Source organism: Streptomyces sp. NPDC002680 (assembly GCF_042889145.1).
GTDB classification, from domain to species: domain Bacteria; phylum Actinomycetota; class Actinomycetes; order Streptomycetales; family Streptomycetaceae; genus Streptomyces; species Streptomyces adonidis.
In genome coordinates, this window is sequence record NZ_JBIAQP010000008.1 from 100,430 (window position 1) to 120,351 (window position 19,922).

22 protein-coding genes and 1 pseudogene are annotated in these 19,922 nt (G+C 70.8%); 13 read left to right on the plus strand and 10 right to left on the minus strand.

Annotation, left to right across the window (positions count from 1 at the left end):
- Window positions 1-57: 57 nt before the first annotated feature.
- From ACFYXF_RS21740 to gap, 5 genes are all read left to right on the plus strand, one after another.
- Entirely contained in the window at window positions 58-1,008 is a 951-nt protein-coding gene (locus tag ACFYXF_RS21740; protein WP_389351404.1) for a sigma-70 family RNA polymerase sigma factor, read from the plus strand.
- Window positions 1,001-2,473: a rifampin monooxygenase gene (gene rox, locus ACFYXF_RS21745; RefSeq protein WP_389351406.1), complete on the plus strand. Its 1,473-nt coding sequence runs from the start codon at window positions 1,001-1,003 to the stop codon at window positions 2,471-2,473. The genes ACFYXF_RS21740 and rox overlap by 8 nt, the downstream gene beginning before the upstream one ends.
- A gap of 20 nt (window positions 2,474-2,493) precedes the next feature.
- Window positions 2,494-2,877 (plus strand): VOC family protein, encoded by a 384-nt coding sequence (locus ACFYXF_RS21750; RefSeq protein WP_389351408.1) that lies wholly within the window; start codon window positions 2,494-2,496, stop codon window positions 2,875-2,877.
- Between the two features lie 83 nt (window positions 2,878-2,960).
- A complete protein-coding gene (locus tag ACFYXF_RS21755) occupies window positions 2,961-3,917 on the plus strand; it encodes a GlxA family transcriptional regulator (RefSeq protein ID WP_389351409.1) in 957 nt (318 codons plus the stop codon).
- 127 nt (window positions 3,918-4,044) lie between these two features.
- Entirely contained in the window at window positions 4,045-5,043 is a 999-nt protein-coding gene (gene gap / locus ACFYXF_RS21760; protein ID WP_389351411.1) for a type I glyceraldehyde-3-phosphate dehydrogenase, read from the plus strand.
- Between the two features lie 19 nt (window positions 5,044-5,062).
- Here the strand turns inward: gap and ACFYXF_RS21765 are convergent, their stop codons facing one another.
- From ACFYXF_RS21765 to ACFYXF_RS21775, 3 genes and pseudogenes are all read right to left on the minus strand, one after another.
- Window positions 5,063-5,773 (minus strand): alpha/beta fold hydrolase, encoded by a 711-nt coding sequence (locus ACFYXF_RS21765; RefSeq protein ID WP_389351413.1) that lies wholly within the window; start codon window positions 5,771-5,773, stop codon window positions 5,063-5,065.
- 82 nt (window positions 5,774-5,855) lie between these two features.
- Window positions 5,856-6,382, minus strand: a pseudogene (locus ACFYXF_RS21770) (TetR/AcrR family transcriptional regulator C-terminal domain-containing protein); the annotation flags it as partial.
- A gap of 89 nt (window positions 6,383-6,471) precedes the next feature.
- Entirely contained in the window at window positions 6,472-7,005 is a 534-nt protein-coding gene (locus ACFYXF_RS21775; RefSeq protein WP_389351415.1) for an NUDIX domain-containing protein, read from the minus strand.
- Window positions 7,006-7,104: 99 nt separating this feature from the next.
- Here ACFYXF_RS21775 and ACFYXF_RS21780 point away from each other — a divergent pair, with 99 nt between their 5' ends.
- From ACFYXF_RS21780 to ACFYXF_RS21790, 3 genes are all read left to right on the plus strand, one after another.
- Window positions 7,105-7,584 carry a helix-turn-helix domain-containing protein gene (locus ACFYXF_RS21780; protein WP_389351416.1) on the plus strand — a complete coding sequence of 160 codons (480 nt, stop codon included), beginning with the start codon at window positions 7,105-7,107 and terminating at the stop codon, window positions 7,582-7,584.
- 101 nt (window positions 7,585-7,685) lie between these two features.
- Window positions 7,686-8,369, plus strand: coding sequence for a hypothetical protein (locus ACFYXF_RS21785; protein WP_389351418.1), 684 nt, complete (start codon window positions 7,686-7,688; stop codon window positions 8,367-8,369).
- Window positions 8,370-8,509: 140 nt separating this feature from the next.
- Window positions 8,510-8,848 (plus strand): DUF2516 family protein, encoded by a 339-nt coding sequence (locus ACFYXF_RS21790; protein ID WP_389351419.1) that lies wholly within the window; start codon window positions 8,510-8,512, stop codon window positions 8,846-8,848.
- A 10-nt stretch (window positions 8,849-8,858) separates the two neighbouring features.
- Here the strand turns inward: ACFYXF_RS21790 and ACFYXF_RS21795 are convergent, their stop codons facing one another.
- From ACFYXF_RS21795 to ACFYXF_RS21805, 3 genes are all read right to left on the minus strand, one after another.
- A complete protein-coding gene (locus ACFYXF_RS21795; RefSeq protein WP_389351421.1) occupies window positions 8,859-10,274 on the minus strand; it encodes a PP2C family protein-serine/threonine phosphatase in 1,416 nt (471 codons plus the stop codon).
- A 311-nt stretch (window positions 10,275-10,585) separates the two neighbouring features.
- Window positions 10,586-11,662: an NlpC/P60 family protein gene (locus ACFYXF_RS21800; RefSeq protein ID WP_389351423.1), complete on the minus strand. Its 1,077-nt coding sequence runs from the start codon at window positions 11,660-11,662 to the stop codon at window positions 10,586-10,588.
- A 221-nt stretch (window positions 11,663-11,883) separates the two neighbouring features.
- Window positions 11,884-12,696 carry a class I SAM-dependent methyltransferase gene (locus ACFYXF_RS21805; protein WP_389351425.1) on the minus strand — a complete coding sequence of 271 codons (813 nt, stop codon included), beginning with the start codon at window positions 12,694-12,696 and terminating at the stop codon, window positions 11,884-11,886.
- A gap of 178 nt (window positions 12,697-12,874) precedes the next feature.
- Here ACFYXF_RS21805 and mshA point away from each other — a divergent pair, with 178 nt between their 5' ends.
- A complete protein-coding gene (mshA, locus tag ACFYXF_RS21810) occupies window positions 12,875-14,179 on the plus strand; it encodes a D-inositol-3-phosphate glycosyltransferase (RefSeq protein WP_389351427.1) in 1,305 nt (434 codons plus the stop codon).
- Entirely contained in the window at window positions 14,172-14,663 is a 492-nt protein-coding gene (locus tag ACFYXF_RS21815) for a YbjN domain-containing protein (protein ID WP_389351428.1), read from the plus strand. The genes mshA and ACFYXF_RS21815 overlap by 8 nt, the downstream gene beginning before the upstream one ends.
- A gap of 6 nt (window positions 14,664-14,669) precedes the next feature.
- Here the strand turns inward: ACFYXF_RS21815 and ACFYXF_RS21820 are convergent, their stop codons facing one another.
- Complete coding sequence (locus ACFYXF_RS21820; RefSeq protein ID WP_389351430.1) at window positions 14,670-15,479, minus strand: AraC family transcriptional regulator; 810 nt, start codon at window positions 15,477-15,479, stop codon at window positions 14,670-14,672.
- Window positions 15,480-15,528: 49 nt separating this feature from the next.
- Between ACFYXF_RS21820 and ACFYXF_RS21825 the strand changes: the two genes are divergently transcribed.
- On the plus strand, window positions 15,529-15,984 hold the full coding sequence (locus ACFYXF_RS21825; RefSeq protein ID WP_389351432.1) for a DUF2000 family protein: 456 nt from the start codon (window positions 15,529-15,531) through the stop codon (window positions 15,982-15,984).
- On the opposite strand, the gene ACFYXF_RS21830 is transcribed toward ACFYXF_RS21825, so the two are convergent.
- The gene (locus tag ACFYXF_RS21830) at window positions 15,959-17,278 is read right to left on the minus strand and encodes an MDR family MFS transporter (protein WP_389351434.1); all 1,320 of its coding nucleotides are present in this window, start codon (window positions 17,276-17,278) and stop codon (window positions 15,959-15,961) included. The genes ACFYXF_RS21825 and ACFYXF_RS21830 overlap by 26 nt on opposite strands.
- A gap of 162 nt (window positions 17,279-17,440) precedes the next feature.
- On the opposite strand from ACFYXF_RS21830, the gene ACFYXF_RS21835 reads away from it, so the two are divergent.
- Window positions 17,441-18,202, plus strand: coding sequence for a phosphoglyceromutase (locus tag ACFYXF_RS21835; protein ID WP_389351436.1), 762 nt, complete (start codon window positions 17,441-17,443; stop codon window positions 18,200-18,202).
- Between the two features lie 162 nt (window positions 18,203-18,364).
- On the plus strand, window positions 18,365-19,177 hold the full coding sequence (locus tag ACFYXF_RS21840; RefSeq protein ID WP_389351438.1) for a hypothetical protein: 813 nt from the start codon (window positions 18,365-18,367) through the stop codon (window positions 19,175-19,177).
- Window positions 19,178-19,307: 130 nt separating this feature from the next.
- On the opposite strand, the gene ACFYXF_RS21845 is transcribed toward ACFYXF_RS21840, so the two are convergent.
- A complete protein-coding gene (locus ACFYXF_RS21845; protein ID WP_389351440.1) occupies window positions 19,308-19,532 on the minus strand; it encodes a hypothetical protein in 225 nt (74 codons plus the stop codon).
- Between the two features lie 73 nt (window positions 19,533-19,605).
- Window positions 19,606-19,854 carry an SCO4226 family nickel-binding protein gene (locus ACFYXF_RS21850; protein ID WP_389351442.1) on the minus strand — a complete coding sequence of 83 codons (249 nt, stop codon included), beginning with the start codon at window positions 19,852-19,854 and terminating at the stop codon, window positions 19,606-19,608.
- Window positions 19,855-19,922 lie beyond the last annotated feature (68 nt).

Genomic DNA, 19,922 nt, shown 5'->3' on the forward strand with positions numbered 1-19,922 from the left:
GCCGTCCTCGCTCCGGAGTACGCCCGGTTGACCTGCGAAGGCGGAGGCATCGGCACCATGGACGACGAACGGCCGCTCACCGGCGACCCGATGGCGGAGCTCGAGGAGCTGGAGGCCGCCGCGGACGTGTTCCAGGGGCTGCGGCCGAGGCTGTTCGGGATCGCCTATCGCGTTCTGGGGAGTGTGTCCGAGGCCGAGGACGTCGTGCAGGACGCGTGGGTGCGCTGGCAGGGCGCCGACCGGAGCGCGGTGCTGGATCCCGGGGCGTTCCTGGCGAAGACGACCACCCGGCTGGCGATCAACGTGGCCCAGTCGGCACGGGTCCGCCGTGAGGCGTACGTCGGGCCGTGGCTGCCCGAGTTCGTGGACACCCGGGTCGATCCCCAGGTCGGCGCGGAGCGCGGGGAGGCGCTGGAACTGGCCGTACTGCTGGTCCTGGAGAAGCTGAACCCCGTGGAACGGGCGGCCTATGTGCTCCGGGAGGCGTTCGATTACCCGTACGACGAGATCGCAGGCATGCTCCAGCTCGGTCAGGCCAACACCCGGCAGATCGTCAGCCGGGCCCGCAAACGGCTGGCCGCCGAGCGCCGCGCCCCCGTCGACACGGCGGAGCACCGGCGCCTGCTCGAAGCCTTCGTCGCGGCGGCCCGGGACGGTGACGTCGCCGCGCTGGAGAACGTACTGTCCGCCGATGTCGTCGCCTACGCGGACGGCAACGGCATGCGCGGCGCGGCACGGCTGGCGGTACTGGGCGCCGGACGCGTGGCCATGATCAGCGCCTTCGCCAAGAAGTTCTTCCCCGGCGCCGACTACGGCATCGTCGAGGCCAACGGCGGCCCCGCCCTGCTGATCACCCAGGACGGGACCGCCGTCGCCCTGATGAGCGCCACCGTCGGACCGGACGGGATCGACGGGCTCTACTGGATCCTGACGCCCGAGAAACTGAGGGCGTACGAGCGGTCGGCGCACCGGCTCGCAGGGCCGTCGGACGGGGGTTTTCATGAGTGACAGTGACAGTGACAGTGACAGTGACTTTGACGTGATCGTGGTCGGCGGTGGTCCCACCGGCCTGATGCTGGCCGCCGAACTGCGGCTGCACGGTGTGCACGTCGTCGTGCTGGAGCGGGACGCGGAACCGACCCCGGTCGTCCGCTCGCTCGGTCTGCACGTACGCAGCATCGAGGTGATGGACCAGCGCGGACTTCTCGAACGGTTCCTCGAACACGGCAAGAAGTACCCGGTCGGCGCCGGTTTCTTCGCCGGCATCACCAAGCCCGCGCCCGACCTCGACACCGCGCACGCCTACGTACTCGGCATCCCGCAGACCCTCACCGACCGCCTCCTGGAGGAGCACGCCGTCGAAGTCGGCGCCGAGATCCGGCGCGGCTGCGAGCTGGTCGGGCTGAGCCAGACAGAGGGCGAGGGCGACGGGGCCGGGGTCACGGCGGAACTCGCCGACGGTACGCGGCTGCGCTCGCGCTATCTCGTCGGCTGCGACGGCGGCCGCAGCACCGTGCGCAAGCTGCTCGGCGTCGGCTTCCCCGGCGAGTCCGCCCGGGTCGAGACCCTGATCGGCGAGATGCGGGTGGAGGCGGCGCAGGAGACGGTGGCCGCCATCGTGACCGAGGTCCGCGAGACGCACCGGGGCTTCGGCCTCGGGCCCCTCGGGGACGGGGCGTACCGCGTCGTCGTACCGGCGGCAGGGGTGGCCGAGGACCGCACGGTGCCGCCGACCCTCGACGAGGTCAGGCAACAGCTGCGGGCGTACGCCGGTACCGACTTCGGCGTGCACTCCCCGCGCTGGCTCTCCCGCTTCGGCGACGCCACCCGCCAGGCCGAGCGCTACCGCACCGGCCGGGTCCTGCTGGCCGGCGACGCGGCGCACATCCACCCGCCGGTCGGCGGGCAGGGCCTCAACCTCGGCATCCAGGACGCGTTCAACCTCGGCTGGAAACTGGCCGCCGAGGTGCGCGGCCGGGCCCCGGACGGCCTGCTGGACAGCTACCACGCCGAACGGCACCCGGTGGCCGCCGACGTCCTGGACAACACCCGCGCACAGATGCTGCTCCTGTCCGCCGAGCCGGGCCCCCGGTCGGTGCGCCGCCTCCTGTCGGAACTGATGGACTTCGAGGACGTCAACCGCCACCTGATCGAGAAGATCACCGCGATCGGCGTCCACTACGACCTCGGCGAGGGCCACGAACTGCTCGGCCGCCGCCTGCGCGACGTACCCCTGAAGCAGGGACGCCTGTACGAGCGGATGCGCACCGGCCGAGGCCTCCTCCTCGACCGGACGGGCGGCCTCTCGACGGCGGGCTGGTCGGACCGGGTCGACCACGTCGTGGACACCGGACAGGAGTTGAACGTGCCCGCGGTGCTGCTGCGGCCGGACGGGTATGTGGCGTGGGCCGGTGCGGAGCAGCGGGAGCTGCTCGACCGGTTGGCGAAGTGGTTCGGCCCGGAGGTGCCATGACCCCGCAGACGAGGATGAGGATGAGGACGAGGATGAAGTTGGCCGCGATCACGCTCGACTGCCCTGATCCACTGGCCCTGGCGGAGTTCTACCAGCAGGCCACCGGCTTCGAACCCCACCCGAAGTCCGACGCCGACTTCGCGGGCCTCACCCGCGAGGACGGACTCCTCCTCGGTTTCCAACGGGTCGACGACTACCGGGCGCCGCGCTGGCCCGATCAGACCGTCCCCCAGCAGGCGCACATGTGCTTCGACGTGCCGGACCTGGACGAGGCCGAGGCACGACTGCTGGAACTGGGCGCCGGCAAACCCGATCACCAGCCGCACGACCCCACCAGGGCCCGGGTCCTCACCGACCCGGCCGGTCATCCCTTCTGCATCTGCCTGGACTCGCCGAGGGGTTGAGGAGCCGAGTGGTTGAGGAGCCGAAGGGTTGAGGAGCCGAGGGGTTGAGGAGAAGGGAGTCGCGCCCCACGTAACCTCTTCCTGTGCCCGCACCCCGCCTGCATCGCGTCGCCGTCCTGGTACTCGAGGGTGCGAAGCCGCTCGATGTCGGGATTCCCGCGCAGGTGTTCACGACCCGGGGGAGCATGCCGTACGAGGTGCGGGTGTGCGGGGCCGCGCCCGGTCTGGTGACCGGCGGGGACGGTCTCGCGTACTACGTCGCCGACGGGCTCGACGCGCTCGCCTGGGCCGACATCGTGTTCGTCCCCGGTTATCGGTTCCCGGACCGTGACGACCCGCCGCAGGCCGTCGTCGACGCGCTGATCGCCGCCCACGACCGGGGCGCGCGGCTCGCCGCCATCTCGACGGGCGCCTTCGCGCTGGCCGCCACGGGCCTGCTCGACGGTCGGCGCGCCACGACGCACTGGCACTACACGCGGGCACTCATGGCCAGGCATCCGCTCGTCCGGGTCGACGAGAACGTGCTGTTCGTCGACGAGGGCAGTGTCCTCACCTCGGCCGGCGCCGCCTCCGGCATCGACCTGTGCCTGCACATCCTGCGCGGCGACCTCGGAGTGGCCGCGTCCAACCACGCAGCCCGGCGGCTGGTCGCGGCCCCCTACCGCAGCGGCGGCCAGGCCCAGTACGTGCCGCGCAGTGTCCCCGAGCCCCTCGGCGAGCGGTTCGCCGACACCCGCGAGTGGGCGCTGCACCGGCTCGGCGAGCCCCTGACCCTCGACATACTGGCGCGCCAGGCGGGCGTCTCGCCGCGTACGTTCTCCCGGCGCTTCGTCGAGGAGACCGGCTACACGCCGATGCAGTGGGTGATGCGGGCCCGGATCGACCTGGCCCGTGAACTGCTGGAGCGTTCGGAGCGCGGCGTCGAACAGATCGCCGCCGACATCGGGCTCGGCACCGGCGCGAACCTGCGTCTGCACTTCCAGCGCATCCTCGGGACGACGCCGAGCGAGTACCGGCGCACGTTCACCCGGGGCGAGTAGACCGGTCCAGGTACGGCAGGCGGTCATGGCGGGATCCTTTCGAACCATGGCGATCCCGCCACTGTCAGCGGCGCCGACCGCGCGCGAGCCTGGGGGCGAAGGGTCTGGACGGAAAGGGACACCACTCATGACTCGCATCGCCATCAACGGTTTCGGCCGCATCGGACGCAATGTGCTGCGCGCACTGCTGGAGCGCGACAGCGCCTTGGAGATCGTCGCCGTCAACGACCTCACCGAGCCCGCCACGCTCGCCCGGCTGCTCGCCTTCGACAGCACGGCCGGCCGCCTCGGCCGCCCGGTGACCGTCGACGGGGACACCCTCGTCGTCGACGGCCGTCGGATCAAGGTGCTGGCCGAGCGCGAACCGGCGCAGCTGCCGTGGGCCGAACTCGGCGTCGACATCGTCCTGGAGGCCACCGGCCGCTTCACCTCGGCCAAGGCCGCCCAGGCCCACCTCGACGCGGGTGCGCGCAAGGTGCTCGTCAGCGCGCCGTCGGACGGCGCCGACGTCACGCTCGCGTTCGGGGTCAACTCCGACTCGTACGACCCGGCCGTGCACACGATCGTCTCGAACGCCTCCTGCACGACGAACGCGCTCGCCCCGCTGGCCAAGGTCCTCGACGACCTCGCCGGTATCGAGCACGGGTTCATGACGACGGTGCACGCCTACACGCAGGAGCAGAACCTCCAGGACGGTCCGCACCGCGACGCCCGTCGCGCCCGGGCCGCCGGCGTCAACATCGTGCCGACCACGACCGGCGCCGCCAAGGCGATCGGCCTGGTGCTGCCGAACCTCGACGGCAAGCTGTCGGGCGACTCGATCCGCGTACCGGTGCCGGTGGGCTCGATCGTCGAACTCAACACGACGGTCGCCCGCGACGTGACCCGCGACGACGTGCTGGCCGCGTACCGCACGGCGGCGGAGGGCCCGCTGGCAGGCGTCCTCGAATACTCGGAGGACCCGCTGGTGTCGTCGGACATCGTGGGCAACCCGGCCTCGTCGATCTTCGACTCGGCCCTCACCCGCGTAGAGGGCCGCCACGTCAAGGTGGTCGCCTGGTACGACAACGAGTGGGGCTTCTCGAACCGCGTGATCGACACGCTCGAACTCCTCGCCACCGGCTGACGGGACGCCGTTAATTCCGTCAAGTGCTCTGGTCGGCAGGTCGGGCCGGCCAGGGCTGTCCGTCGGGCGGCAGTGCGCCCAGAACGGCCGCGAGGCTGTGCGGGTCGCGGCGGGCGATGTTGTGACCGACGGGAATCTCGTGAACCCGCCAGCCCGAGTCGTCGCGCAGCCGTTCGGTCAGGGTCACGAACGGGCTGCCCGCCCACGCGCCACCACTGATGTACGTTCGGCCGAGGGCGCTGCCGGGGTTGCCTCCCAGCCTGATCGACTGGACGAAGCTCGCCATGGGATGCGGTCGCGCGCGAGGGTCGAGCCCCTCCGGGACCGCGACCCATCGACCGTCGGCGCGGGCGCCCGCGATGAACGACTCCCGGAAGCTGTCGCTGGTCAAGGACCAGCACGAATCCCCGTCGTCCGGGACATAGGCGTCGATGAAGACGAGCTGATCGAGGCGGTGGCCGAGCCGATCCGCGACACCGGCGATCACCATCCCGCCGTAGCTGTGCCCGCACAGTGCGAGTGGGGTTCCGTCGCTACGGTCGACGATCTCGGCCACCTGGTCGATATGGGTGTCGAGGTTCGGCGGACGGTTCACATCGACCGGGCCGTCCAACTCCAGCCCCGAAAGGGTCACCGCCTCGACGTGATGACCGTCCCGGCGCAACTCGGCGGCCACCGAGTCGAACACCCACCCGCCTTGCCAACCACCTGGCACCATCACGAACTTCACCGCGTCATCGTAGGTCAGGCAGAACCGGACGAGCCCGGCTGGTAGTAGCGGAGCGACGACCCCAGCCGGCAGGAGCCGAGTGTCACGTCGGTGGCCGGGTGAGGTTGGCGTTCACGGTGGCAGGAGGCGAGCGTCGCGCCGGTGACCGGGCGATCTTGGCGGCCACGGCGTCGAGGCCCCACTCCAGGCCGGTCGCGAAGGATGTCTCGGCGTCCACGTCCGTGCCGTCGTGCACGGCCTTGGCCGGCGCCGGGAAGCGGCCCGTGGCCAGCATGCCCGTCACATGGGGGCCGGAGGCGTGCCGCCGGTCGAGCTTGGACAGGCCCGTCGCGCGCTCGGCCCGCAGGCCCGCGGTCTCACGCCTGATCGCGCCGATGACGTAGGCGCTGACGGTCTCCACGGCGCGCATGACGGTGTCGAGGTCGGCGAGCCCGTCGAGGGTGGCGGCTCGGCCTCGGTCACGGCGAGCCCGTTCGGCCCCAGGGTCGGGCGACCGCCGAGCACGTCGGCCATCCATACGGGACGGAGAACGGCCTGCCTGGTGCGCCGGGCGAGGACGCGCGACGCCTCTCGCCAGTCACCGGGCTGCTCCTCGGGGCGGATCTCGGCGTGGCCCCATCACGAACAGCCGCTCGGACAAGGCGCGTTGGCCACAAGCAGGCGTCAAGCATGCGTCCCGGCCCGCGAGGCGGGCAAGGTCAGGACCGGGCGGTCCGGAACGCGAGATACCGGCTGAAGGCTTCGTGGCTGTCGGGGGTGAAGGGCCACTCCAGCAGGGCCGACCGCAGTTCCGGCTCGGTCAGCCGGCCATGCCATGCGACCTCATCAGGATCGGCGGCCAGGGCGTCCGGCACCACGGCTTCGTGCACGCCGAGCCAGTGAGGGCTCAAACCGCTGCGGTTGAGGAACGTGAACAGCAGGCGGGGCAGCACACGGATGCCCAGCTCTTCGGCCAGCTCCCGCGCGGCGGCCTGTTCATAGGACTCACCGACATCCACGGCGCCACCGACCACGACCTCGTAGAGCCCGGGGAAGCGCGACAGCTGGTCCGACCGCCGGTGAACGAGGATCCGCCCACGCTCATCACGACACACCGTCACGGCGACCCGGTGCAGCCAACCCTCCCGGACGGCCTGCCGACGGCTGACCACCATCCCCAGCACACGATCTTGATCGTCGACACGCTCCACCAGTTCGTCCACGACGCACACCCTGGCAGGGCCCACTGACAACGCCGCCTCTGCCGGCCGGAGCGCCCACCCACAGTGGCGTAGCGCACTTTTGCAAGCGCCTGCTTGCAATAGTTAGCAGCGGTGCGGCAAGCTGGACGCATGGCATCGCTCAACGTCGGCAATCTTGGTGAGTATCTGCGTGAACAGCGGCGCACCGCGCAGCTGTCGCTCAGGCAGCTCGCCGATGCCGCCGGGGTGTCCAATCCGTATCTGAGCCAGATCGAGCGCGGGCTGCGCAAGCCGAGCGCGGAGGTGTTGCAGCAGGTCGCCAAGGCGCTGCGGATCTCCGCCGAGACGTTGTACGTCCGGGCCGGCATCCTCGACGCCGAGCGTGACCGGGTCGATGTGGAGACGCGTGCCGTCATCCTCGCCGATCCGACCCTCAACGAACGGCAGAAGCAGGTGCTGCTGCAGATCTACGAGTCCTTCCGCAAGGAGAACGGGTTCGAGATCGCCGATCCGGACAGCGCGCCGGCCTCGACGGACGTCCCCGTGCCGGACGTTCCGGACGCCGACGCGGATACGGGCGAACACATAGGCACCGGCAGCGACGCCGACCCGCAACAGACGGCCAGTTGATGCAGTTGATGCAGTCGATGTACGTGCAGCACGCGCGACCGGCCCGACGTTCGCCGCAGACCAAAACCCTCAGCCCCAAGCAACCCGGGAGGACCATCACCATGGCCATCACCGACGACCTGCGCAAGACCTTCAGCGACCCCACCCCGTTCTACTTCGCCGCCGGCACCGCCGACCTCGCCCTTCAGCAGGCCAAGAAGGTCCCCGGCCTGGTCGAGCAGCTGCGTACCGAGGCGCCGGCCCGGATCGAGGCCGTGCGCGGCACCGACCCGAAGGCGGTCCAGGAGAAGGCCGCCGCCCGTGCCAAGGAGGCGCAGGAGAAGGCCGCCCTCCGTGCCAAGGAGGCGCAGGAGACCATCCAGTCCAAGGTCGGCGAGTTCATCGGCACGCTGGACGGCGACCTGAAGAAGCTCGGCTCCACGATCGACGCCGACCTGAAGAAGCTCGGCGAGAGCGCCCAGGACCTCGCCCTGCGCGGTGTCGGCGTCGCCGCCGAGTACGCCGTGAAGGCGCGCGAGACGTACGAGAAGGTCGCCGAGCACGGCGAGCAGGCCGTGAAGACCTGGCGCGGCGAGGCCGCCGAGGAGATCGAGGAACTGGCGATCGCCGTCGAGCCGAAGTCCGAGCCGAAGGCCGAGTCGGCCGAGGTCAAGACGGCGACCGCGGAGACGACGCCCGCCCCCGTCGAGGCCAAGGCCGCGCCCGCCCCGGCGAAGAAGACCGCCGCCAAGAAGGCTCCGGCCCGCAAGCCGGCCGCCAAGAAGACGACTCCGCCCGCCAAGTAGGCGGAACGGTGTGTGAGAAGACGGGCCGGGCACTCCATGCGTGCCCGGCCCGTTCTTCGGGTAGCGGGATTGCGGATACGGGTACGGTGACCGCACATTCGAATACGAACTGACCGAGCTTGGTGGTGGGCGTTGTGCTGATGCAGGGGTTCGCAGGGTTCATGTGGCTGTTGAGCATGGCCCTGATCGTTTTCAGCGGTTTCGCGCTGATCGACGCCGCCGTGCGCCGCGAGGACGCCTACCGGGCGGCGGACAAGAAGACCAAGCCGTTCTGGCTGATCGTCCTCGCCCTCGCCTTCGTGGTGAACCTGATCTTCAACATCCTGTCGTTCCTGCCGATCATCGGCCTGGTCGCGACGATCGTGTACATGGTCGACGTACGCCCGGCCCTGCGCGGTCTCCCGGGCGGTGGCCGCAGCCGCAGGGGCGGCGGCTCCAGCAGCGACGGTCCGTACGGCCCCTACAACGGCGGTCGCTGAAGCCCGAGGGCTACGCCACGCGGTCCAGCAGCAGTACCGCCAGATCGTCCGTCAGCTCCCCGCCGTTCAGTCTGCGCACCTCGCTCACGGCCGCCCGCAGCAGCTTCTCGCCGCGCAGGCCCTGGGCCAGCTGGCGGCGGATCATCGCCACCATGCCGTCCTGGCCGAGCCGTTCCCGGCCCTCGCCTACATGGCCCTCTATCAGGCCGTCCGTGTAGAGCATCAGTGTCCACTCGGCCCCCAGCTGCACCTGCGTACGCGGCCAGCGCGCCCCCGGCAGCAGCCCCAGCGCCGGGCCGTTGTTGTCGAACGGCAGCAGTTCCGCCACAGCGGACCCCGAGGACCCCGAGGAACCCGGAGACCCCGACGGCACGGGCGCCGGGCGCACCAGCAGCGGGGCCGGGTGGCCGGCCAGGCACAGGCCCGCGCTGCGGCCGTCCGGCGCGATGTCGACCGTACAGAGCGTCGCGAAGATCTCGTCGTTCTCTCGTTCGTGCTCCAGGACCTGCTGGAGCGTGCCCAGCAGCGCGTCACCGCACAGGCCCGCCAACGTCAGCGCGCGCCACGCGATCCGCAGCTCCACGCCCAGCGCAGCCTCGTCGGGGCCGTGCCCGCACACATCGCCGATCATCGCGTGGACCGTGCCGTCGGGCGTGCGGACCGTGTCGTAGAAGTCGCCGCCGAGCAGCGCGCGGGAGCGGCCGGGCCGGTAGCGGGCGGCGAAGCGCAGCGAGGAGCCGTCGAGGAGCGGGGTGGGGAGCAGGCCGCGTTCGAGGCGGGCGTTCTCCTGGGCCCGCAGCCGGGACTCGGTGAGCCGGCGTTCGGCCTTGTCGGAACGTTTCCTCTCCACCGCGTAGCGGATCGCGCGGCTCAGCAGCCGGCCGTCCAGCTCGTCGCGGAAGAGATAGTCCTGGGCGCCGACGCGCACGGCCTCCGCGCCGCGTTCGGCGTCGCCGGAGGCGGTGAGCGCGAGCACGGCATGCCGGGGTGCGAGCCGCAGGACGTGCTTGAGCACCGCCAGCTCGTCGTCGTTGCCGTCCTCCGGGTGCGGGGGCGCGGGCAGTGCGAGGTCCAGCAGGATGCAGTGCACGTCGTCCGTGAGCAGCCGCTCGGCCTCGGTGAGGTTGCGGGCCGTACGGATACGGATCGGCTTGCCCGCGGCGTCGAGCAGCTCGGGCACGACGGGCGAGCCGCCCGGGTCGTCCTGGATCAGCAGCAGGGTCAGATGCGTGCCGGCGGCGGTCGGTGCGGTGATCCCGGTGGCGCCGGCGGCGTCGGGGTCGGGTGTCGTCCCGCCGGAAGGGCCACGGGGGCCGGGGCCACCGGGAGCGCCTGCGGGGGGCGTCCCTCCGGGCATGGCGGAGGCCTGCGCCTGACCGTTCTCGACGGCCGGGATCGCTCTCTGCCGCGGTACGGGTACGGGCATCGTCGTGGGTTCCTTCCCTCCCCCCGAGGGCACGATGGGCGAGGGATCTCGATCCACCGACCGGGACCATAGCGGTTGCCGGGGCAGGAACGGAATGGTGTGGCGGCGCGTCGGCGGGGTGGCGCCGGAGTCATATGCCGTGTTCCGTAACGCACTTGGGCACCGGGTTGCCCGTCCGGGGATGACGAATGTCACGTCCTCCGGAGGGTTGGGAGGGGCCGGTGGGTGCGGTGGGTCACGTGTGGCGGGTCACGCGCGGTACGGAATATGCCGTACGGCGTGAAAAGTGCCGTACGTGATGGTTCGCGGCCTCAGTTGGGCCGGACCACTCCGAGTATCGGCATCGACCCCGCCCCCGCGATCGTCACCGTCCGCCCCGGCCGCGGGGCGTGCACCATCGCGCCGTCGCCCACGTACATCGCGATGTGGCTCGCGTCGTCGAAGTAGACGATCAGGTCGCCGGGGCGCATGTCCTCGATGTCGACGCGGGGCAGCTGCGCCCACTGCTGCTGCGAGGTGCGCGGGATGGTGACGCCGGCCGCCGCCCAGGCCGCCGAGGTCATCCCCGAGCAGTCGAACGAGTCCGGGCCCTCGGCGCCCCACACGTACGGCTTGCCGATCTGCGCCGTCGCGAACTCCACGGCCTTCTTGCCCTGTGCGGTCGCCCTGCCGTCGATGTCGTCGAGGATGCCGGAGCTGAGCCAGGAGGTCTGCGCCTTGTAGGCGGCCTCGCGCTCCAGCTCCGCGAGGCGTTCCTTCTCCTCCTTCTCCAGCTCGGACTCCAGCTTCTCGGCCGCCCCGATCTGCTCCTTGATCGTCTTCTGGGCGGCGGCCTTGGCCTTCCGGCTGGCCTCCAGCTTCGTCCACTGGGCCGAGGCGTCCTGCGCGTACTGCTCCAGGTCCTGCTGGGTGCGGGTCATTTCGGCGAGCAGGCCCGTGGTCGCCTTCTGGCCCTGCCGGACCCGGCTGACACCCTCCAGCCAGGCCTGCGGATCGTCGCTGAGCCACAGCCGCGCCTCCGGCGGCAGGCCTCCGGAGCGGTACTGGGCGCGGGCGGCGGCACCCGCGCGGTCCTTCAACTCGGCCAGCCGCTCCTGCCCCTTGACGATCTCCCGGGCCAGTTCGACGATCTCGGTGGACTGGCGCTCGGTCTCCTCCTCCGCCGCGTTGTACACGTCCGTGGCGACCGCTGCGTCGTGGTAGAGCTTCTCCAGCCGCTTGCGTACGGCTTCCAGGTCCTTGTTCGGCGGCAGCGTCACATCCGGGGTCGTCGTGGGCGACGGGGTCGGTGCCGGAGCCGCGAACGCGGTGCCCGCACCGCCGAGGACGGTGACCGCGCAGACCAGTCCCACGGCTGCCGCGACCCAAATCCGCTTGCCGGCTCCCATTCCCCGTACCCCCGAACCTTTCGCCCACCTGATTAACCGTCAGTAACTTACGGACGCCTGGGGGATGGTGACATGTCACCGCGAAAACGAACAGGCTTCCTGCGAGGTGCCTGCCCTTCCCTCGTTCCCCGCATGTGTGACGAACGAGGTGCGGAGATCGTTGCCCGTGATTCATGAGCAATCTGAGCCGCCAGAGAAGTAATCAAATACGCCGAAAACATCTAAAGCGGCGCCAACGCTCCCCACCCCACGGTCACTTCCCCCTGCCGCCACCGCGCCGGCCCGTCCACCACGGGCCAGTCGGCCGTCAGGTCGCGCACCGCCCGGATCCAGCGCTGGCGTGCCCCGTACGAGGCGTAGGGTGCCGCCGCCGCCCACGCGCGGTCGAAGTCGCGCAGGAAGGCGTGCACCGGCTCGCCGGGGACATTGCGGTGGATGAGGGCCTTCGGGAGGCGCTCGGCGAGGTCGGAGGGGCGGTCCAGGGAGCCGAGCCGGGCCGCGAAGGTGACCGTGCGCGGCCCCTCGGGGCCGAGGGCGACCCACACATGCCGCCGCCCGATCTCGTCGCACGTCCCCTCGACGAGCAGCCCGCCCCCGGGCACGTCGGTGGCCGGCGCGAGCCGCGCGCACAGCCGCGCCCAGACCCCGGCGACCTCGCCCTCCTCGTACTGCCGCAGCACGTTCGCCGCGCGGATCAGCGCCGGCCGCTCCGGGACCGGGATCTCGAAGCCGCCGTGCCGGAAGACGAGCCCCTCGCGCTCGTACGGTCTCGCCGCCGCGACCCGCGCCGGTTCGATCTCGACGCCCACCACGCGCGCGCGTGGTGCCACGGTACGCAGCCGCGCGAGCAGCTCGACCGCCGTCCAGGGCGCGGCGCCGTACCCCAGGTCGACCGCGACGGGGGAGGGGGCGCGGCGGAGCGCGGCGCCGTGCGTGGCCGCGATCCAGCGGTCCATCCGGCGCAGTCGGTTGGGGTTGGTCGTTCCGCGCGTGACTGTTCCCACGGGTCGGTTCGTCGATGCGCGGGCAGCCATGGACACGAGGGTAAGGGGCGGCCGGGTATCGAACGGTTGAGCGGTAAAAGGTAATGATTGGGCAAAGAGGAAATGGGTTGCGTTCTCCTGGCGTTGACCCTTCGGACCTCTGTCGGACCTCTGTGAAAAGCGATCCGCGCAGGACGGCAGGAGAACGAGGCTGGAGGAGGAACGCCACGTGAGCCAGTACATCGGCAGGCTGGGGCGCCGTCGCAGGCCCCGTCGCGTCGCCATGCTCTCCGTGCACACCTCCCCCCTCCACCAGCCCGGCACCGGCGACGCGGGCGGGATGAACGTCTACATCGTCGAGCTGGCGCAGCGCCTCGCCGCGATCAACATCGAGGTCGAGATCTTCACCCGGGCCACCACGGGCGCCCTCCCCCCGGCCGTCGAACTGGCCCCCGGCGTCCTCGTCCGGCACGTCGACGCGGGCCCCTACGAGGGCCTCGCCAAGGAGGACCTCCCGGCCCAGCTGTGCGCCTTCACCCACGGCGTCATGCAGGCGTGGGCAGGCAACCGCCCCGGCTACTACGACCTGGTCCACTCCCACTACTGGCTCTCCGGCCACGTCGGCTGGCTCGCCGCCCAGCGCTGGGGCACCCCCCTGGTGCACGCCATGCACACCATGGCCAAGGTCAAGAACGCCGCCCTGGCCGACGGCGACAACCCCGAGCCCGCCGCCCGCGTCATCGGCGAGATGCAGGTCGTGGCCGCCGCCGACCGGCTCGTCGCCAACACCGCCGAAGAGGCCGACGAACTAGTCCGCCACTACGACGCCGACCCCCGCAAGGTCGCCGTCGTCCACCCCGGCGTCAACCTCGACCGCTTCTCCCCGGCCGACGGCCGCGCCGCCGCCCGCGCCCGTCTCGGCCTCCCGCAGGACGCCCTGATCCCCCTCTTCGCGGGCCGCATACAGCCCCTGAAGGCCCCCGACGTGCTGCTCCGCGCGGTCGCCGTCCTCCTGGACGAGCGCCCCGAGCTGCGCTCCCGCATCGTCGTCCCCGTAGTCGGCGGCCCGAGCGGCAGCGGCCTGGCCAAGCCGGAGGGCCTGCAGAAACTCGCGGCCCGCCTCGGCATCGCGGACGTCGTGCGCTTCCGCCCGCCGGTCGGCCAGGAGCAGCTCGCGGACTGGTTCCGGGCGGCCTCCGTCCTTGTCATGCCCTCCTACAGCGAATCGTTTGGCCTGGTGGCGATCGAGGCGCAGGCGGCAGGCACCCCGGTCCTCGCGGCAGCGGTCGGCGGCCTCCCGGTGGCGGTCGCGGAAGGCCGTACGGGATTCCTGGTCCAAGGCCACGACCCGGCTGCCTACGCGCGCGTGCTGCGCGATTTCGCCGACGACGAGACCCTGTCGGCCCGGATGGGCGAGACGGCGGCCCGGCACGCGCAGCGCTTCGGCTGGGACGCCTCGGCGGCGGCCACGGCGGACGTCTACACGGCCGCGATGCAGGCCCACAGGCGTCGCGTACGCTCGCTGCATGGCTGATGCGGCGTCGATCATCGAACAGGTCCTCACCGAGGCGGACCTGGACTGGGAGAGCCCGACCCCCGGCAACTACGTCGTAAAACTCCCAGGCACCCGAAAGTTGTCGACGACGGTCTCGCTCCTGGTGGGCAAGCACTCCCTCTCCCTGAACGCGTTCGTGATCCGCCACCCCGACGAGAACGAACCGGGCGTCCACCGCTGGCTCCTGGAACGCAACCTCAAGCTGTACGGCGTGAGTTACGCGGTGGACCGCCTGGGCGACGTCTACGTCACCTCCAAGCTGCCTCTCTCGGCGATCACCCCGGAGGAGATCGACCGCCTGCTCGGCTCGGTCCTGGAGGCGGCCGACGGCGGCTTCAACACCCTGCTGGAGCTGGGTTTCGCGTCGGCGATCCGCAAGGAGTACGCCTGGCGGGTGTCCCGGGGCGAGTCGACCCGCAACCTGGACGCCTTCGCCCACCTGACCCGGCGCCCGACGGACTGACTCCGCCTACGGACCGACTCCGCCGCTGAGCCGATAGCGCCCGGGCGGCACACCCACCAACTTCTTGAAGTGCCGCGTGAGATGGGCCTGGTCGTAGAACCCGGTGGCGGCGGCGACCTCGCCGGGAGCCTGCCCGTCGAGCAGCAGCCGCCGGGCGCGCTCGACCCGCCGCGCGGTCAGATACTGATGCGGCGGCATCCCGAAGGCCGCACTGAACGCCCGTACGAGATGCGCGGGATGCGCGTGCACGAGCCGCGCCGCCTCGTCGAGCGCGATCCCGTCGACGAGCCGCTCGTCGAGCAGCTCGCGCAGCCGGCGGGCGAGCGGCGGATCGGCAGGTGGAGGCCGAAGGGATACGTCGGTCTCCCGCAACCGAGCCCGCAGCCGCTCACCGATGAGCGCCAGCCGACTGGCCGCCTCCAACTCCTCCCCGGCCCCCACGAGGGCGCCGTGCAACTGCCCGACGCGCAGCCGCAGCAGGGGATCACGGAGATCGGGCCGGTCGACGGCGGCGCCGATGAACTCGTCGCCGAGGTGCGTGGAGTCGAGGTACAGCACCCGCTTGCGGAACCCGTCAGGAGTCGCGGCCGACCCGTTGTGCGGCACATGCGGCGGCAACAGGGTCACGGTGTCGTGCGGGGTACCGCGCTCATGCCGGTCGAGGTCGTACCGTACGGCGCCGTCGTCGACGATGAGCAGCGTCCAGGAGTCGTGTACGTGCATGGGGTACGCGTACTCGGTGAAGTGGGCGTGGAAGACCTCGACGACGCCCGCCACGGCCGGGCGCCAGGCGGAGACTTCCTGCCGGGTGGCCATGCAAAGAACGTACAAGACGGGGTCGTACGACGGTCGGCAGTCTCGAAGCATGAGCACAGAGACCCCGACGGGCACCGCCCCCACCCCCGCCCCGATCCGCTTCGACACGAAGATCGCCGTCCTGCTGCGCGAGGACCTGGAGCCCTGGCAGCGCCTGAACGTGACGGCGTTCCTGGTCAGCGGCCTGGGGACGACGGTCCCGGAGGTGATCGGGGACCCGTACGAGGACGGAGACGGCGTGCGCTACCTGCCGATGTTCCGCCAGCCGGTCCTGGTCTTCGAGGCGACCAAGGAGACGCTGACCGCCGCCCACGCGCGCGTGCTGTCCCGTTCCCTCCCGCGCGCGGTGTTCACCGGCGACCTCTTCGCCACGGGCAACGACCACGACAACCGGGCGGCGGTACGGGCCGTACGGACGGGGGAGCTGGATCTGGTGGGGCTCGCGGTGTACGGGCCGAAGAACGCGGTGGGCAAGGTGATCAAGGGGTCGCGGATGCACCCGTGACGGTTTCGGTGGTGGGGGCCGGGCCGATGGGCGCGGGCTCCTTGCCCGTGTCCTCCGCCGGTTCCTCCACCGCGTCCTTGACAGGTTCCTCCGCCGGAACCCGCCCCATCAACGCCCAGTACCCCACCCCCGCCACCGTCCCGATGACCGCGCACAGCCCCCACAGCCACTCCGCGCCGAGGTGGTCGATGACGAAGCCGGACATCAGTGGGGCGACGAGGCCGGCGACCGACCAGGACATCGTGTACATGCCCTGGTAGCGGCCGCGTCCGTGCAGCGGGGACAGCCGGACGACCAGCCCGGTCTGGGTGGGCGCGTTGACGATCTCGGCGAGTGTCCAGACGCACACGGTGAGGATGAAGACGCCGACCGACCCGGCGAAGGCGGTGAGCCCGAACCCGTACCCGGCGAGGAGGGACGAGGCCAGCAGCAGCCGGCGGGCGTCCCGGTGTTCGATGAACCGGGTGACGGGGATCTGCAGGACGACCACCAGTACGCCGTTGACGGCGACGACCATTCCGAAGTCCGCCGGGGTGAACCCGGCCTCGCCCATCGCGATCGGCAGTCCGACCAGGCCCTGCTGGAAGATGAGCGCGACGAGGAAGGCCAGCCCGACGACGCTCATGAAGCGCCCGTCGCGCAGCACGGTCCCGAGCCCCACGGAGGCCTCCTCCGCCTGCTCGGCCTTCGTGCCTCGTGTCGGCCGTGACTCGGGCAGCTTGAGGAAGATGACGATCGCGCAGGCCAGCGTCATACCGGCCTCGACGAGGAACCCGGCGACGTAACTGACCTCGACGATGAAGCCGGCCCCGACGGAGGAGACGGCGAAGCCGAGGTTGATCGCCCAGTAGTTGAGGGAGAAGGCGCGGACGCGGTCCTCGGGCCGCACGATGTCGGCCATCATCGCCTGCACGGCGGGCCGCGAGGCGTTGCTGGCCATACCGACGAGAAAGGCGACGGCGGCGATGGCGACGGGATCGTGCATGAACCCGAGCAGCGCGACGGAGAAGGCGGTGGACGACTGCGCGATGAGGAGCGTGGGACGACGCCCCAGCCGGTCGGTCATCACACCGCCGCCGATCGACGACACCACCCCGCCGAGCCCGTGCAGCGCGACGACCAGACCGGCGTACGAGGCGGAGTACCCGCCGTCGAGGGTCAGATAGATCGCCATGAACGTGGCGACGAAGGCCCCGAGCCGGTTGACGAGGGTGCTGGTCCACAGCCACCAGAACTCGCGGGGCAACCCGGAGACGGACTCTCGGGCGGCGCGTTTCAGGGCGGCGAGTGACACAGGAATCCCCCACGGACGTAAGCAGCGACGTAAGTAGCACAGCTGGTGATGACAACTTACGAGGGGGCCTCTCGGGGGAGCCACTCAATTAACAGATCCCGTCAACCGTCCGGTTGCCGGGCGGCTTGGCAGCGGATCAGGACGTTCTATTACGCTCTGGGCATGGCCGACGCACCGTACAAGCTGATCCTCCTCCGCCACGGCGAGAGCGAATGGAACGCGAAGAACCTGTTCACCGGCTGGGTGGACGTCAACCTCAACGAGAAGGGCGAGAAGGAGGCGGTCCGCGGCGGTGAGCTGCTCAAGGACGCCGGCCTGCTCCCCGACGTGGTCCACACGTCCCTCCAGAAGCGCGCGATCCGCACGGCCCAGCTGGCCCTGGAGTCCGCGGACCGCCACTGGATCCCCGTACACCGCAGCTGGCGCCTGAACGAGCGCCACTACGGCGCCCTCCAGGGCAAGGACAAGGCCCAGACGCTCGCCGAGTTCGGCGAGGAGCAGTTCATGCTGTGGCGCCGCTCGTACGACACCCCGCCGCCGCCCCTTGAGGACGGCACGGAGTTCTCCCAGTCCGACGACCCGCGCTACGCGGCGATCCCGCCGGAGCTGCGCCCGCGCACGGAGTGCCTGAAGGACGTCGTCGTCCGCATGCTCCCGTACTGGTACGACGGCATCGTCCCGGACCTGCTGGCGGGCCGTACGGTCCTGGTCGCGGCCCACGGCAACAGCCTCCGCGGCCTGGTCAAGCACCTGGACGGCATCTCCGACGAGGCGATCTCCGGCCTGAACATCCCGACGGGCATCCCGCTCGCGTACGAACTGGACGCGGACTTCAAGCCCGTGAAGCCGGGCGGCACTTACCTGGACCCGGACGCGGCCGCGGCGGCGATCGAGGCGGTCAAGAACCAGGGCAAGAAGAAGTAGGAATGACGGTCATGCCCCCGACCTGCGCACACGGCGCGGATCGGGGGCATTTTCGTGGCCCGGGCCCGGTAGGTCGGCAAGAGTGCACAACCCCTCACCCGCCCCATCAGTCTCACGCAGGTGAAGGCACGACCCGATTCACCTAACAGGGGAACCCACGCCATGCGCCTACGCGCCACTCGCGCCACTGTCGCCACAGCTACCGCCGCTGCCCTCAGCGCCGCTCTGGCCGTCACCGCTCTCGCCGCCCCGGCAGCCGGGGCCGACCAGGACGACTCGGCCTCGAAGTTCTCGAACTTCGACATCAACCACGACTGGAAGAGCTACACCGTTGGCGTCGAGGCCGCGAAGAAGAGAGCGATCCCGATCTCCGCGACGGTCACCGACCCGTCCGGCATCAAGAGCGTGTCGTTCGAGCTGAGGCACGGAGACGACCCGGCGACGGCCGACGGGATGATCACCGCGCCCGCCACCTGCCACGCGATCAACGAGATCACCTCCTGGTGCGAGGCCCTCCTGTACGCCGACCCGAAGGCCAACTTCCGCAGCAACGCCTTCGCCGGTCTCTGGCTCCTGTCCTCCACCGCCGTCGACGGCGACGGCAACGTCACCCGCTCGGACGGCCTCGACACCGCAACCTTCGCCTGGATCAAGCGCACGACCTACATGACCCAGACCGACGCCACCCCGGAGCCGGTGACGAAGGGCAAGAACCTCACGGTCAAGGCGCAGATGACCGTCGCGAGCTGGGAGAAGAACGCGAACGTGCCCCTCATCGGGCACCAGGTGCTGCTCCAGTACCGCAAGGGCACGAGCGGCGCCTTCGTCACCCTGCAGAAGATCAAGACCGACCGCAACGGCTGGGCCAAGGCCACCGTGAAGGCGACGGCGGACGGCGCGTACCGCTACACCTTCGCGGGCACGAAGCTCACCCTGCCCGCGGCTGGCTGGACCGACTACGTCGATGTGAAGTGAGGCCCGGACGGACCGGTGAGGTGACCGTCCGGAAGAAGTAGCACGACGAAGGGCTCCGGCACGGCATGTGCGCCGGGGCCCTTCACCGTCGTACGAGACCCCCCTCACCGTCGGCGCACCACCCCACCCGTCAGGACCCCGCCCCGCGGTCCCCGCCGGCCTCCGCCAGGTGCTGGAAGGCCTGCGTGGTCCGGGGATGGGCGATCTCGTCCAGGAGGTGGCGCCAGTCGGGGTCGGCGACGGTGGGGTGGGCCCGGTCCCAGGCGGTGAGCAGCGGGGCGAGATCGAGGTCGCGGGGCACCTCGGCCGGGGATTCCTTCGTGGTGTTCGTCTGCGAGGGCAGCGTCCGCTTCATGGGGGTCTCCCTTCCGGGGCGGACCGCGAGCCGAGCGTCCGGTGCGCGGTCCGTCCGCGGAGTCACCGGGTTCTCACACCGTCAGCGGGACCGGATGGATCTCGTCGGCGAGGTGACCGGAGCGTTCGTGGATGCGCTGGACCGCTTCCGCGGAGGGTGCCTCCGAGAGGCAGTAGACCGTGCCGGAGGCGGGGTCCGCCCAGGCCTTCTCGAAGTGGACCGACTCGTCCTTCTCGATGGCGAGGTCGGCGTTGTGGGCCTCACGCAGCTGATCGGCCGTGATGCCCTTCATGTTGTGGTGGACGTCCATGAACTGGGGCACGGCGTCGCACCTCCAATCCCTGATCTGATCAGATCTGATCCGATCTACGAGCTTCTTGCGTACGGGGT